Origin of the sequence: Streptomyces sp. URMC 126 (genome assembly GCF_051386555.1) — a bacterium.
Lineage (GTDB): Bacteria > Actinomycetota > Actinomycetes > Streptomycetales > Streptomycetaceae > Streptomyces.
On sequence record NZ_JBPQTX010000023.1, the window covers coordinates 1 to 14273 of the forward strand.

Here is a 14273-nt window from a genome sequence, read left to right on the forward strand (position 1 = left end):
GCCGCGGCTGAGCCCGCGAGCGGCCCGGCCGCCCCGCCGACCCCCTCGCCCAGCGCGGGCCGCCGCGCCCTGGTCGAGCAGACCGACCACGCGGAGTGGGTGGACCAGCAGCGCGACCGCGGTACCGAGGGCGACGGCTGGGAGCCGGTGCCCGTGCCGCTGCCCACCTATGTCACGGCCCCCGTCGCCCCCCGCGCCGGCGACTCCGCCGACCTCGGCACCCCGGACACCTGGAGCGCCGCCCGCTCCAGCACCGCCGGCCCTGCCCTCGACCGCAAGCCGGCCGACGACCGCCGTGCCGCCCGCCCCCGCCGCCGCCCGCGCGAACGCGGCCGCACCCCGCTGTTCGACCAGTACGCGGACGACGAGCGCCCCCGCGCCGCCAACGAGTGACCACCACCTCCGTCCGCCCCCTCCCTGGTCAGCCGCCGGGGGCCGCGAAGGGCGATTTTCTTCCTGGCCGGTCGGGGTGCTAGAGTTTCACTCGTTGCAAGGGCCTGTGGCGCAGTCCGGTAGCGCACCTCGTTCGCATCGAGGGGGTCAGGGGTTCAAATCCCCTCAGGTCCACAACACGACTGTTCTTGAGTTCGCTCAGGGATAGTTGACGAGATCCCGTCCGATCACTCCGATCGGGCGGGATCTTCGTGTTTCCGGGGTTTGTTCGAGGTGGTTTCCGAACTCGGCGGGCCTGGGGGTGGCTGCTCGGCTAGCTGCGCGGCGGGTTCGGGGGTGATTCCGGGTGCGAAGGGCATGCCGGGGTCGCCGCTGGGCGGGTCGGCCGGTGCGGCTGGGCGAAGTGCTCTTCAGAAATCGCGTGGTGTGGTGCTCGTCACGGCGGCGGTATGCCGGTGCTGGTGTGTGCGGTCGGCGTGAGGTGGCCGTCGTGCTTGAAACCGCTGAAAACGGTTTCCGGTGTGGGCGGGGTGCCGCTGGTCAAATGCCAGTCGTGGAGGATCTGCAGGTTGAGGGTGCAGACCATCAGAGCGACGAGGATGGTCTGGGCGGCGCGTCCGTGGGCGAGGCGTTTCTTGGGGTCGCCGATGTCGATGCGGTGGCTCTTGGCGCGTCCGTTGAGTCCTTCGTTGTTGGCCCGGATGGGTTTGTAGGTGTCGTGCCAGGCGGGGCCGAGGTAGGGGAAGTCCTGCCGGAACTTGTCGTGCGCGCCGAGGCCTCCTGGATGGAGGGTGATGGTCGGCTTCTGGCAGATCCGGGGCAGTTCGTTCTTCGGCGGGGGACGCAGGCGCTCGGCGGTTGGGATCGGGACGGCGGTCTTGGCCGCGCTGTGAGCGGCGGTTGCCCGGAGGTTGGTGAGGTCCACGGCCTTCGGCCGTGCGCCGACGGTGCCGTGGACGTGGTGAAAGCGGGGGCAGTTGACCGAGGGCGAGGGCCCGGCGGCAGGGCACTGAAGCCGGATGGTGCCGCGTGCGTCGGCGGCCTGCTTGGTTTTGAGGAAGAAGGGCTGGCGCTGGGCGATGAGCCCGGCGAGCTGGTCGTCCATGGCGCGGACAGCGCCGTCATTCAGGCCCGCGGTGGCGTGCGCAAAGCGGGTCGGCATAGCAGGGCAGGCAAGGGAGCCATCGACCAAGAGGGCTCCGGATGGCGCACTGCCCTGGACACCGCGCTGGTTTTGTTTGTAGTCGAGGACAAGGCGGTAGCCCAGACGGCGGGCAGGCTCGGCGAAGTGAGGGGTGGTCTGGTCGGTGTAGGCGCGGTCGACGGCCAGAACCCCGGCCGGAAACCCGAACGGGGCCAGGACCCCCAGAGCGTGGATGGCATTGGGACCGATCCGTTTGCCAGGAGTGTCCAGCACCAGACCCAGGGCGAGCTGAGGGTGCTCACTGACCCGCTGGCCCGCACGTGGATGGCCGGCCGGATGGCGGCGGCTCCCGGCGACGAGCAGGGTCGCGCTGTGGCCGAAGATTCCCTCGGTGGAGCCCCCGCAGAAGTGCCATCCGGCCGTGATCTCAACAGAGGCCAGGCCCTTGTGGGTCTTCGGCTCGTCGTGCCAGGCGGGAACTGGCGTTGTATCGATACCGATGTCGCCCTTCCAGCCCTTGAACAGGCCGCGTCTGTGGGCCAGGCGGACGGTGACCAGGACCAGGCGGTCGCTGATCTCCTGCAGAAGCTGGCGACGCCTGAGGTGTTCGGCGTCCCCGTCCTCCCAAGCCGCGGCGTGTGCGGCGGCTTCGTCAGTGGGCAGGCGGCGGCGTCTGTCGCACCGGTAGGGATCCAGAGCGCTGGTCAGCCGGTCGAAGGAGCGGTAGACGCGGCGGGAGAAGGCGAGCCTGGCATGGAGATCGTGCCGGTCGATGTCGGTGACGGCGAGCCAGTCCCGGGCGGTGGGGGTGAGCTCGTCGAGCAGGACGCGGCAGGCATCGGCCAGGGTGGCGCTCTGGTGGTAGTGCAGGGACAGCAGCAGGGCCACCAACACGGTCCGCACTGGCAGCCCGCCTGGTCCCGGTCGGCCGGCCAGCTCGGTATCGATGAGGCCGAGTACGCCGCTGTGGTGCAGCAGCGTATCGAGCTGGCCGACCTTGGAATCAGGTATCGCGAACGGAGCGTCGGTGGCCGGACGTGGCCGACAGTGCCTGATCTTCTTGCTGTCCCGCCAGGAGCGGGGGGCGGTCATGCTTTGGCATCCCGCAGAAGGCGGGCTGCGGTGTTGTCGTGGAGAGGCGGCACGTGGTGCTGGTAGCGGGCCAGCGAGGCGGCCGAGGCAAGGCCCGCGGCCTTGGCAATCAGATCGTGGCCGAGCCCGGTAGCCATCAGTTGCACGATCCACGTGGCTCGCAGCCGCCCCACCGACACTCTTGGCAGACCCTCCGGGGGTTGGTGCAGCAGCGACCAGGAGCCAATGAGGTTCTTGGCATACTCGACGGTGCGGCGAGGGCGGAAAAGGTATCCGCCTCCGGCCTGCCAGGCCAGCTCCTCGAGGACCTCTTCCCAGCCGGACCGGGCGGCCAGCGGATACTCGCGCGTGACGCCGGTGTGTACCAGCGGGCCGTCTGCGTCACCGCGGCACTGAAGATGACTCCCGAGGGTGGCGGCGACCTCCCGGGGCTGGAGCCCGTATCCCGCCCCGAGGCCCAGCAGGGCCTGAGCGTCGCTGCGTTGCTGGCCACGCAGATGCTCCGCCCAGTGCTTCAGGGCCGCCAGGTCGGCCCGCTCATAGGGAGGATGGGGTGCGGGCTCGGCGTGCAGGCGGACTGGAGCGGTCTCTCCTCGTTCGCTCCAGGCCAGCGCGTCCCGCACCCGCAGCAGCCACGTGCGGTAGGTGCGCACCGACGACTCCTCAAGGTCGGCAGCGCGGGAGAGCACGTACGCGTCGATGACCTCGTTCCGCAGCCAGGCATCCGGATCTTTGGGGTGCCCGGCCTTGACGGCCCAGACGGCCAGGGAGGCGGTGACGTGCAGCAGCCGTTCCACGTCGTAGGGAACCGAGCTCACCGTGGCCGCCACCACCGATCTCACCAGCGGCGCGACCTCTTCCCAGACGGGCGGGGCCTCCCGTGGCCGGTAGCTGGCGATCTTCGCGGAAGTCTGAGGATCAAGGATCACGATCCACGAATAGCGGCTGGACAAGCAGCCGCCCGGAGATTGATCGACTTCGACAGAGAGGACGGTGCGCGCATGGTCGGCGGACGCGCCCGCGCACGCCCCCCGCGGGAGATGACCCACGACCCTGAAGCTTGGCCCGAGGCGCCCAGCCCCGACGCCGGGGCCGAGGCCGTGCGCCAGATCGCCCGCCGCCTCGCGAGGGAGATGGGGGACCGGAAGCTGAGCCTGCGAGCGATGGCGGCCGGCTCCGGAGTCAACCGGCAAGCCATCGCAGACCTGCTCGCCGGAAGGTCCTGGCCGGACGTGGCGACCGTCGCCCGGCTGGCTGCCTTCACCGGTGTGCCGCTGTGGCCGGACGGGCCCGTTCATGCTCGGAGAAGCAGACAATGAGCCTCGATTCGCGCCCGAAATCGCACGACTGCGACCGGGCATGACGATTTCGTGGCTCCGCACCCAACACCGGGATGATCTCCACTACTGTCAGGACACGCGAGAGCCACCTTGCTAGGGACTCAAGCAACCGGCACCGCCGAGGTCAGATCTCGGCGGTGCCAGCCTCATCCGCCACAGCGGGCCCGAGGCCGCACCCGGCGGACATCTCATCAGGCCACCCGGACCTCCTCCGAAACTTCTTCCGCGGCGGCAGTCGGCTTGAGCGCGAACCACGCCACGGGACCTTCGACGAGCAGTCCCTCCTTCACCATGGCCTTCAGCCGCGCGCGTGTCGTCTCCACCCGAGCCTCGCCGATCGCCGGCAGCAGATCCTGCAACTTCACCGCCCGGCCTGTCTGCGCGAGCAGGGCCAGGATCCGCTCACGGGCCACCTCCAGCGGCAACTCCTCCAGCGCCGGCCCCGAAGGCTCGCCCGCAGGAGCGGCCTCCCCATCACCCGCCGACCCGTTGGCGTCGGCCTCGGCCTCGCCATCAGCAGGACTGCCGTATGGAGCGTTGGAGGACGGCTCATCGGTACTGTCTTCAGCCTCCGCGGCCCCCAGGGAGGCGAGGGTCACGCGAGTGATCGCCAGATGAGCCAGGCGCTCTTCCGCCTGGGCAACCTTCTCGCGCAGAGCCGCCAGCTCACCCCGGACGATGGCTTCTTCCCTGTCCAGCCGATCGAACAGCGACGTCATTGCCTGCCCTTGGAATCGTCCTAGCGCCGTCCGGGCTCCAGGCCCAGAACTGCCAGAACCCCGCCCACACCGTAGGGGAGCCCGGCTGAGATCGCAGTAGGTGATCGCCAAAGATCCCTAACGACAACTGCCGCCCAGATCAGGGGTGATATGGGGCGTCGCGCGACCGTGGAAGATCACAGGGGTGCGGGTGCTCCTCCCAGACGTTGATCGCCAATGCCTCATGACAACGCCCGCTCGACAGCGGTCCATTAGCTGCCGTGGCTGGACCCGTGGAGATCGGCTCGGGGAGTAGGGCAGGCCCCAAGCCCGTGGGGCTCGGGGGCAGGGCGCTACCGAGCGTCACCGCTCCAAGCCACGTACCCGGCCAGGCTCGTGACTTGGGAGACACTGGAACTGTCCGCCCCGCTGTCCTGGAGCTGGATCTTCCAGTCCCCGTCAAGCCACTTCATCGTGAACGTGGCCACATTGAACGTGCCGTCCTTCATCCGGGAGACGAGGTTGATAACAGCCATGTCGGGGGTGTAGCCGACGAACTGAAAGCCCGCTGTCTGCCCGTCGACGGAGCCGTCGCCCACCTCGGGCCCGGTCAACCGTGCCAGGTTGCGTTCCACCCCCGGACCGGGCACCGCCTGCTGCTTGAGGATCTCCATCGCTTCACGGTTGGAGGCCACGCCCAGCCGGTCGCCGATCTGCGAGGCAGCGATCAGCGCGCCGAGCGGAGTGTGCGCGTAGCAGCGGGCGATAGGGCCCTCGATCTCGCCTGGGCCGGCGCTCGGTGAGGTAGGCATCGCGTCGCCCTTGATGATCTGCCAGGTGACGTCCTTGGGCGTACTGGTGGGCGGGGTCTGATCGGTGTCGGTCAGACCGCAGCCATTGCCTTTGCCTGAATCATCGGCCGGGGCGGGGTGGGCAGCGGTGGACGGGGCGGCCGTGTGGGGGCGCCCGTCGCTCGGCGTAGCACTGGCTCCAGCGCGGGAAGCCGTCTCACTTCCACCACACCCAGCCACGGACAGCATCAAGCCAGCCGCCAGCATCCATGCGCCAGAGCGTGACCCACATCGAACACCACGCACGAGACCCCCTCCCAGTTCTGGCCAAAGCGCGAAGCCGAGCATAGAAGGAACCGGCCCAACGGGAAATGATCAGTCCAGAACTGGGAAGCGATCTTTAGCCACCCCGCTTCATCGCAGCCTGAGCGCACTCGTGAACACCCGACAACACGACTGTTCCGGAGCAGTCATCGAAGATCCCGTCCGGCCGAAAGGCCGGGCGGGATCTTTTCGTTTTCGGGTCGGGCGAAGCGGCCGAGGAGCCTCCGTCATCGTCGGAACAGTTCGCGAGTTGGCCGAGAACTGTCATGCATATGATCGCCCCACTGACTTGTTGTGTCAGCACGCTTGATCGCTGCGACAGAGACAGGGGGTGGTCACATGGCGAACGGAAGTGGCCCAGGAGGCTCGGACAGGCTCAAGACGAACGAAGCGGGCAAAAAGGCGGCTGCGAAAGCGCTCAGAAACGACATCCGGCCCGATGTCCGCACGGCCGGAACCACAGCGGAGGAGGGGACTGCTCAAGCCGGTACCGCATTGCATGGATGGTCTACAGCCAAGGCTCTCAAGAACGTTCACGACGAGTGGGACCGACAGGTTCGGAATCTGCAGGCGCTGTTGTCCGCCGACGAGGAGGCGTTGACCAAGACGGCGGAGGGCTTCTCCGCGTTCGACCGCCGCACCGGGAAGGGGTTCGACGACCAGCGGACCAATGAGCTGCTCCGCAGGTTCTACGGCGGGACGAAGGCCAAGGGCGACTAGGGGGCGGGGACCGTCATGCTGACTTATCAGGAAGTCGTCACCACGAAGCTGGAGCCGCTCACCACTGCGGCCGCCAAGTGGGAGGCCATGGCCGAGGCGTTCAAGAAGATCGAGGACCACTACGCGCACAAAGTGCGGACGGTCGCGGAAGACGGCCGGTGGGTGGGGCTGGCCGCCATAGCGGCGTCCGCTCGGTTCAAGGACACGCAGGAACAGCTCAGTGCGGCGCAGAAACAGGCGAAGGCGATCGCCTCGCTGCTCCGGCAGGCTCACACGCAGTTCACCGCACTGGTCAAAGTGGTCAAGGACCTGGTCGTCGATGCCCGGAAGAAGCACTTCCTCATCGACTCGCAAGGCAAGGCCGCCTACGACTGGAGCCGGCTCGACGCGTACGCCAGGAAGGACCCGGACTTCGAGGGCTTCTGCCGTAGGACACGAGAGGCCGAAACGGCCTGGACCCAGGCGATCAAGAAGGCCGTGCGGCAGGTGGACGAAGTGGACAAGGATGTCGAACGCGCCCTGCGGTTGGCCTCCGGCACCGACTCCACGGGCACCTTCTCCTTGGCGGGGCGCGGCTTCAACGCCCAGGCCGTCGGTGACCTCAAGGTCTACCAGAAGCACTGGGCGGAGGAGGGGAAGAAGGAACGGGAGTGGAAGCCCGAGGGCGAGGTGTCGGTGAAGGGTCTCGATACCGGATTCACCGTCAGCGGCGTCAAATACGGCAAGGAGGGGTCGGTCAAGCTGTACGCCGACCTCATCCACGCGACGGCCAAGGGGTCGTCGACCGACGGGGTATGGAAGCTCACCGGGATCGCCGACGGCTACGTGGGAGGCAGGGCCACCGCGAACTGGGGATTCACCGACTCCGGAGTGACCGCCAAGGGCGAGGTGTCGGTGGGCGCCAGAGGGCTGGCCGAGGGGCGCGTGGAGCGCGGGCCGCTCGGCTTGTACGGACGTGCCGAGGGGTTCGCCGGTGAGGAGCTGTCGGGCAGTTTCGGTGCCGGCCCGAAAGGTGTCAACGCTGGTGTGAAGGCGTTCGAGGGGGCCAAGGTCTCCGCCGCCGGAGGCGCGGAGGTCGGCGGTATCGGTATAGGCGGTACGGTCGAGGCCTCGGCCGGTAGCGGCTTCGAAGTGAAATGGACCAGCGAGAAAGGGGCAGACGGCAAGTACCACATCGGACCCAAGGTCAACCTCACTCCCGGGCTCGGCGGGGGCGTGGGCCTGGAGTTCACGGTCGATCCGAAGAAGGTGACGCACGCCGCCGGCAAGGCGGCGGACTTCGTGGTCGACGCGGCCGGTGATGTGAAGGACGGCGCCGTGGCTCTCAAGGACGGCATTGTCGGCCTGGTCAGGTGATGTCCTTGTACGAAAGGAGGGCCGCGATGGCCACGACACTTCCGGTGCCGATCGAGTTCAGCCTGCCGGAAGGCTGGCGACCGGCACCTCCCGACGAGGTCGGCGCACCCGGCGTGGCCTTCGTCGCGCTCCATCCGGAACCGGACGCCGGGTTCACGGCCAACATCACCATCGACGGCGACGTCCGGCCGGACGAAGTGGCGTTGTCCGACCTGGCCGACGAGGCGGTACGGCGGCTGCGGGAGATCGACGAGTCGGTGGTGGTGACCAAGCGCGGCGAGTTCGGTTCGGACGACGCCCCCGGTCTGGCCCAGAGGCTGACTCTGTCGGCCGACTCCGGCGGTGCGCGCCGCGGTCTGGTGCAGGCTCAGGTCTTCCTGGCCATGCCGGATCCGGGCGGGCCGCACCGGCGTGCGGTGATCAGATTGATCCTGACGTCCACCGTGGCGCAGGAGGCCGGTGTCGTTGGCGATTTCGAGTGGTTCCTGCGCACGGTGCGTCCTGACGCCGGAGAGGGGGCGTAACGGTGGTCCGCTTCTGGGACGGGTACACGGGCACCCGGTATCCGGCCGGCGGTTCCGTACCGGTGCCTGCCGCCACACTGCGGGCGGCGCTGCTCGCGCTCAACGGGCCCGATGTGCCGTACGTCGTACGCGAGGCGCTGCCCAAGGAGAAGGCGGACCTGGTGGCGCAGTTGCGGGTGGAGGAACCCGGCTGGCACGCCTTCTTCGCCCGGAGCGGGCTGGACCGGCAGTATCGCATCCGGATGCGGCTGGTCCCGGGGAAGCACGAGGTGCGCGCCCTCGACGAGCAGTGGGAGGTGACATGGGTCGGCGGCACCCCCAGGATCGCCGTGTCGGCGGAGTACAGCCGGGGGCCGTCGACCACGGTCTCCAAACGCTGGACGTACGAGCGGGGGCCCGACGGCCGACGGCAGCGGGTCGAGACGTTCGCCTACGACTCGCGGGAGATGAAGAACCCCCTGTGTGACACGGTCACCGGCGCCGGATGGGTCTGGCGCGGGGTCATTTTCCGGTGGTGACCGGCCCTCGGAAGCGGTGAGCGGGATCCCGTCCGGCGAGAGCCGGGGGGGATCCCGGCGTTTCCGGCGGGATCCCGCCCGCGGCGGACGTCAGCGCGGCGGCGAGGTGGTGAAGGTCTTGCTCCGCATGAGGAACTCGCCGAGGTAGCCGTCGTGGGGCAGGCCCGGCACCAGCACGTGCGTCGGGTGGTCGCCGACGTGCAGGTTTCGGATGGTCGGCTCGGCCAGCAGCCGCGCCACCAGGTCCCGGTCGGAGGTGAGGGCGGTGAGCACGAGCGTGTCGCGCAGCGGGGCCAGGCCGTCGGAACGGCTCCACGGCGCGAACCAGACGCACGGGAACGGCATTTCCAGCCGGGTCTGCGGCGCGTCGGCGCGGTCCACCTGGAACACCGCGGGGCGCAGCGCCGCCGAGCCGTCGCCGAGGTCGCCGACGAGTGTGTCGCCGCCCAGCCAGGCGGTGGCCCCGGCGGCCTCGGCGTGCACGTACTTCTCCAGATTCCGCGCGTCGTCCAGCGGCTGGACCGGCAGTACCGCCCCCTCGTGTTCCGGCGGCAGGGAGGGCAGACCGGCCAGCCGTTCCGCGACGGCCTCGGCCACCGGTGCCGGGTCGCCCTCGACGAAGACGGCGGTGGCGTTCACGCAGGCGGCGCCGGCGTGCGCGGCGACGGAATCGACGATCGTGTCCAGGTGCCGGGTGGCGTCGGTGTCCGCGGTGACGAGGATCTTGGCCCGGCCCGGGCCGTGGGCCAGGACGGTCGTGCCCGACCGGTACTTGTCCACCACGGCGTCACCGCCGTAGACCATGGCCAGGTCGCCGCCCGTGACGAGTTCGTCGGCGGCGCTGTGGTCGGTGGGCAGGAGCACGACCGTGTCCGTGCCGAATCCGGCCTCGTGCAGGGCGCCGACCAGGCGGTGCGCGCTCAGCGGCTCGCGCCGGGAGGGTCGTACGGCGACGCGGTAGCCGAGGGCCAGGGCCTCCGCCCACTGGCTGTGGACCCCCGGGTGATTGCCGGCGACGAGCACGGAGAGCACGTCGCCGCGCCGGATCCACGCCGCGGTGCCGGTGCCGAGCGACGGGTCCCGGCTGCCGCGCGGCCGGGCCTGGCAGGCGAAGCCGTACGCGCCGGCCAGGGCCGTCGCCACGGTGCGGGTGGCCTCCCGCACAAGGGGGACGGGCAGGCCGCTGACCCGGGCGACGGTGTGCTCGTACCGTTCGACCGGCATCCCGTCGATCGTCGCGGTGGCGAACAGCCGGCCCGCCTCGGCCAGGGCCGGTATCCGCTCGTCCGGCGGCGGCGCCTCCGCCCGCCGCAGCGCCGCCAGGGCGCGCCGCACGTACAGCCGCGGTACGACGCTGAGTTCCGCCACGGGCCGTCCCGTGACGTCGTGGACGGTCTCCCTGGCCTGGGTCCGGTAGGGGCCGGTGGGGCCGAGGGCGTCGAGGTGGAGGGGCTCGGGAGCCATGGTCAGTACACCCCCTCGACGACGGTGGTGCCGCCGAACGACCGGACGGGGCGGATGTCGGCGACCGCGTCGCCGCCGGAGCCCTCCACCGGGGGGACGCGGAGCGCCGTGTCCCGTTCGAGGTTGTTGGGGAGCAGCATGCCGCGGCTCACGTGGCTCATGACGACCTGGCCGCGTTCGCCGTAGGGCACCGGCTTCCCGGTGTCCGGGTCGACGACCCGCAAGCTGATGAACGGGTACGGCGGGTCGAAGGTGGACGGTTCGTGTTCGGCGAGCCCGTCCCGCTCGTACATGCCGCCGCCGACCATGGTGCTCCCGTAGAAGCCCAGCAGCCGCGCCTCGGGGAACACCTGGGTGCGGAGCAGGTGGCGGGTGTCGACGCTCATGGAGGCGCCGCCCCAGATGAGGGTGCGGACCTTCCGGTTGATGAGCTCGGCCAGCTCCTCGCGGCCGGCCAGCGCCTCCAGCAGCGGGGGCGTGGTGAAGACGACACCGATGTCCTGGCTGCGCAGGATCCATCCGACCTGGTCGAGGATGTGCTCCAGGTACCGCCTGGTCTCCTCCGCCCGGCCCTCGGTGACGCACCGTTTCACCCACCGGGGGTCGAGGTCGAGGGTGAAGGGGATGCCGCCCCGCAGATGGGCGAGCGTTCGGCTCGTGGGCGCGAAGAGGTGCGGTCCGCTCGGTCCGATCGTCAGCCAGTTCACCCCGCGCGGGACGCCGCGGTCGTCCAGGACCTTCGCATGCCACGAGGTGAGCCGCTCGTGGAGGTCGGGGGGCCAGACGACGCGCTTGGGCGCCCCGGTCGTCCCGCCGCTCTCGAAGATGTCGAGCGGGATCGGCTCGTCCCCGTATCCGCGCGGTACGAGGTCCTCCACGCGGGCGTCGCGCAACTCGTCGACGACGTTGGGGAACAGGGCCAGGTCGGCTTCTGTGCGGACGTCCTTGCGCGGGTCGAAGTCGAGGGTCTTGGCCCGCTCCAGCCAGAACCGGGAGCCGGTCCGGGGGCCGAAGTGCCATTCCATGGCTTCGGCGAGCAGGTCCGGCATCGAGGGCGGGCGGTCCCACGGCGTGTCGAGGGCGGACGGGGCCGGTGCGGTGCTCCTGGAGCGTGGTGTGGCGGCGAACTCGGTGAGGACGTCGGACACCGCGGTGGCGACCCGGTCGGCCTCCTCGTGGGTCATCACCAGGGGCGGGCTGAGCAGGACGGTGTTGGGGTTGTTGCGGACGATGACGCCGCGGTCCCGGACGAGGGGCGGTACCCGGTCGGCCGACAGGAGTTCGCCGGTGGCCGGGTCCTCGGTCAGCTCGATACCGATCATGAGTCCGGTCTGCCGTACCTGGCCGACGATGGGCAGTTCCTCCAGGCGCCGCAGGCGCGCGCCGAGGTGGTCGCCGACCTCGCGGGCGGCATTGAGGAGGTCCTCCCGCTCCAGGATGTCGAGGTTCCGCAGGGCCACCGCGCAGCCGGTGGCGTGGCCGCTGTAGGTGTACCCGCCGACGAACCCCTCGTCGCGGGTGGCGACATCGGCCACGTGACCGGCCACCAGGAGCGCGCCCATCGGGAAGTAGCCCGAGGTCAGGCCCTTGGCGGTGACGATGAAGTCGGGGGTGACGCCCAGCCGTTCGGAGGCGAACCAGTGGCCGGTCCTGCCGAACGCCGTGATGACCTCGTCGAGGATGAGGAGGATCCCGTGGGACGACAGCAGTTCGCGGACCCGCGGCCAGTAGTCGGCCGGGGGTTCCACCACGCCGGCCACACCGAGGATCGGCTCTCCGATCATCACGGCGATGTTCTCCGCGCCGATCTCCTCGATGGTGTCCCGCAGCTCGCTCAGGCAGTACTCGGTGGGGTCCGCGCCGTCGTACAGCTCCGGGTGGAAGGGCAGCGGCGGTGTGAGGTGGCGGACGTTCGGCAGCATGGGGCCGAAGCCCTGGTGGAACATGGGCATTCCGGTGGCCGCGCCACCGCCGTAGGTGACGCCGTGGTAGCCGAGGTTCCGGGCGAGGATCCACGTCCGTTCGGGCCGGCCGAGCCGGTGGTGGTAGAGCCGGGCCATCCGCAGCGCGGCGTCGACCGCTTCGGCGCCGCCGCTCGTGAAGTACACCCGCTCCATCGGGGCGGGCGCGAGATCGATCAGCCGGTCGGCCAGCTGGATGGAGGGTTCGTTGGAGAACTCGTGGAAGCTGCTGAAGTACTCCAGTTTCGCCATCTGCCCGGCGGCGGCCTCCACCATCTCGCGCCGCCCGTGCCCTACATGCGCCAGCATGAGACCGCCGGTGGCGTCCAGGTACTCGCGGCCGTGAGCGTCGCGTAACCGGCAGCCGGAACCCTCCACCATGATGATCCGATCGGCGGCGGCACCGGGCAGGTGCGGGTGGATCAGCCGGGATCGGTCGGTCTTCACCAGGGCCTCTGCGTTGACCAGTGGTGCCGCCATTTCACCCTCGTCTCGAAAATTCCGGAATTACATTTCTGGGGGGTTTCTTCGCGGGATGCTAGTGCCCGGCGGGAGGCAGCGAAAGCGGCGGGTTCAACTGAATAGAGGCGGACTGCGGAAAAGATCTACGGGGTCGTTCCGGAAGGGTGGGAACGATCTTTTCCGTATTCGCTTCGGCGGGAGGGGATTCCGGGGGGAAACGCGTCGAAGCGCGGGTTTCCGGATGGGCGTGGCGAGCCTGTACCGCCTGGTCTGACCTGCGTGAAGGGTCATGTCGGGGGTTCTGTCGGGAGGCGCCTCGGGGGTGGTGCGTGGAGCGTCTTCCGTTTGGCGACGGGGCGTATTCGGAGTGGACGGTTTTCGGTCGGGGCGCACTTGAACGAAGGTGCGTTTGCTTGGGCCGTGCGAGGGGCGGGAATTCCGCGCCCGGGAATGCCGTGAGGGGGCGAGGTATTCCGCTTTCGGTCTTCCGCCGCGCGCGCTGCCCGGGGCGGGTGTGGTGCGGGCCGTCGCGGGAGTCGTCGGGACGGGGCGTGGGTGCGGGGTGCGTGGGTGCGGGTGGCGGACGAGCCACTTGCCAAACCACTACGGATGAAGCACTATGTGCGGAGTGGTCGATCGACCGCCGGGCTCCGCTCCGGCGTGGGGATCGCCGGAGACAGACGCCACCCAGCGAAACGAGGCTCCTTTTGCGCAAGCTCACCTACTTCGTCGCCTGCTCGATCGACGGGTTCATCGGCGATCCCGAGGGTGACGCGTCGTCCATGATGGCCTTCGTCGACGAGGAGTTCCTGGAGTACCTCACGACCGAGTACCCCGAGACCATTTCCGCCGAAGGGCGCCGCGCCCTCGGGCTGGAGGGGCTGGAGAACCGGCACTTCGACACCGTCGTGCAGGGGCGCGGCAGCTACCAGATCGGCCTGGACGCCGGGCTCCCCAGCCCCTACGGGCACCTGTGCGAATACGTCGCCACCCGGACGCTGACGGAGTCGCCCCACCCGAATGTGCGCCTGCTGAACGGGGATGTCGTCGCCGCCGTCCGCGAACTCAAGGCGGAGGAAGGCGAGAAGGGCATCTGGCTCTGCGGCGGTTCGCGGATCGCGGGTGAACTCGCGGACGAAGTGGATGAATTGGTCATCAAGACCTATCCGCAGATCTACGGTTCCGGCATGCCGATGTTCGGCTCGGGCTTCCGGATCGCCGACTTCACGCTGGAGTCGGTGCGTGTCTTCGGCAACGGTGTCCTCGTCAGGAAGTACGTTCGCGGGCGGTAGTCGCAGGGCGGGGGTGTCCGGCGGCGGTTTGTCGCCGGCCGGTGGTGCCCGGCAACGCCCGTCGCGCCCGGCGGTAGTCGTACGGTCGCGGGCGTGGTGATCAGGCCATCCCGGGCTCGGGGTGGCCTGTTCGCCTTCTTGCCGTATGGCATTTCGTTGACACTCCTTTGGGGATCGCTTTACTTTTGTCACTC

Annotated in this window: 12 protein-coding genes, 1 tRNA gene and 1 pseudogene; 8 read left to right on the forward strand and 6 right to left on the reverse strand. The window is 69.6% G+C overall.

Annotation, left to right across the window (positions count from 1 at the left end):
• A pseudogene (locus tag ACSNOK_RS04875) lies at positions 1–393 on the forward strand (hypothetical protein); the annotation flags it as partial.
• A 100-nt stretch (positions 394–493) separates the two neighbouring features.
• Positions 494–567, forward strand: a tRNA-Ala gene (locus ACSNOK_RS04880).
• A gap of 262 nt (positions 568–829) precedes the next feature.
• Here ACSNOK_RS04880 and ACSNOK_RS04885 read toward each other — a convergent pair.
• Both ACSNOK_RS04885 and ACSNOK_RS04890 read right to left on the reverse strand, forming a co-directional pair.
• Positions 830–2629, reverse strand: coding sequence for a hypothetical protein (locus tag ACSNOK_RS04885; protein WP_436779309.1), 1800 nt, complete (start codon positions 2627–2629; stop codon positions 830–832).
• Positions 2626–3558, reverse strand: coding sequence for a hypothetical protein (locus ACSNOK_RS04890; protein ID WP_436779310.1), 933 nt, complete (start codon positions 3556–3558; stop codon positions 2626–2628). The genes ACSNOK_RS04885 and ACSNOK_RS04890 overlap by 4 nt, the downstream gene beginning before the upstream one ends.
• A 39-nt stretch (positions 3559–3597) precedes the next feature.
• On the opposite strand from ACSNOK_RS04890, the gene ACSNOK_RS04895 reads away from it, so the two are divergent.
• On the forward strand, positions 3598–3948 hold the full coding sequence (locus tag ACSNOK_RS04895) for a helix-turn-helix domain-containing protein (protein ID WP_436779311.1): 351 nt from the start codon (positions 3598–3600) through the stop codon (positions 3946–3948).
• A gap of 212 nt (positions 3949–4160) precedes the next feature.
• Here the strand turns inward: ACSNOK_RS04895 and ACSNOK_RS04900 are convergent, their stop codons facing one another.
• Together ACSNOK_RS04900 and ACSNOK_RS04905 are read right to left on the reverse strand one after the other, a co-directional pair.
• Positions 4161–4688, reverse strand: a complete 528-nt coding sequence (locus ACSNOK_RS04900; RefSeq protein WP_436779312.1) for a hypothetical protein — start codon at positions 4686–4688, stop codon at positions 4161–4163.
• Positions 4689–5020: 332 nt separating this feature from the next.
• Entirely contained in the window at positions 5021–5479 is a 459-nt protein-coding gene (locus ACSNOK_RS04905) for a hypothetical protein (RefSeq protein ID WP_436779313.1), read from the reverse strand.
• Between the two features lie 642 nt (positions 5480–6121).
• Here ACSNOK_RS04905 and ACSNOK_RS04910 point away from each other — a divergent pair.
• The 4 genes from ACSNOK_RS04910 to ACSNOK_RS04925 all read left to right on the forward strand — a co-directional run bounded on the left by ACSNOK_RS04910 (position 6122) and on the right by ACSNOK_RS04925 (position 8900).
• Entirely contained in the window at positions 6122–6502 is a 381-nt protein-coding gene (locus ACSNOK_RS04910) for a hypothetical protein (protein WP_436779314.1), read from the forward strand.
• A gap of 15 nt (positions 6503–6517) precedes the next feature.
• Positions 6518–7858 carry a PPE domain-containing protein gene (locus ACSNOK_RS04915; RefSeq protein WP_436779315.1) on the forward strand — a complete coding sequence of 447 codons (1341 nt, stop codon included), beginning with the start codon at positions 6518–6520 and terminating at the stop codon, positions 7856–7858.
• Between the two features lie 26 nt (positions 7859–7884).
• Positions 7885–8382 carry a hypothetical protein gene (locus ACSNOK_RS04920; RefSeq protein WP_436779316.1) on the forward strand — a complete coding sequence of 166 codons (498 nt, stop codon included), beginning with the start codon at positions 7885–7887 and terminating at the stop codon, positions 8380–8382.
• 62 nt (positions 8383–8444) lie between these two features.
• Positions 8445–8900, forward strand: a complete 456-nt coding sequence (locus ACSNOK_RS04925) for a hypothetical protein (protein WP_436779317.1) — start codon at positions 8445–8447, stop codon at positions 8898–8900.
• Between the two features lie 90 nt (positions 8901–8990).
• On the opposite strand, the gene ACSNOK_RS04930 is transcribed toward ACSNOK_RS04925, so the two are convergent.
• Positions 8991–10364 (reverse strand): aldehyde dehydrogenase family protein, encoded by a 1374-nt coding sequence (locus ACSNOK_RS04930; protein WP_436779318.1) that lies wholly within the window; start codon positions 10362–10364, stop codon positions 8991–8993.
• Between the two features lie 2 nt (positions 10365–10366).
• The gene (locus tag ACSNOK_RS04935; RefSeq protein ID WP_436779319.1) at positions 10367–12805 is read right to left on the reverse strand and encodes an aminotransferase class III-fold pyridoxal phosphate-dependent enzyme; all 2439 of its coding nucleotides are present in this window, start codon (positions 12803–12805) and stop codon (positions 10367–10369) included.
• Between the two features lie 689 nt (positions 12806–13494).
• Here ACSNOK_RS04935 and ACSNOK_RS04940 point away from each other — a divergent pair.
• Positions 13495–14079 (forward strand): dihydrofolate reductase family protein, encoded by a 585-nt coding sequence (locus tag ACSNOK_RS04940; RefSeq protein WP_436779320.1) that lies wholly within the window; start codon positions 13495–13497, stop codon positions 14077–14079.
• Positions 14080–14273: the final 194 nt, after the last annotated feature.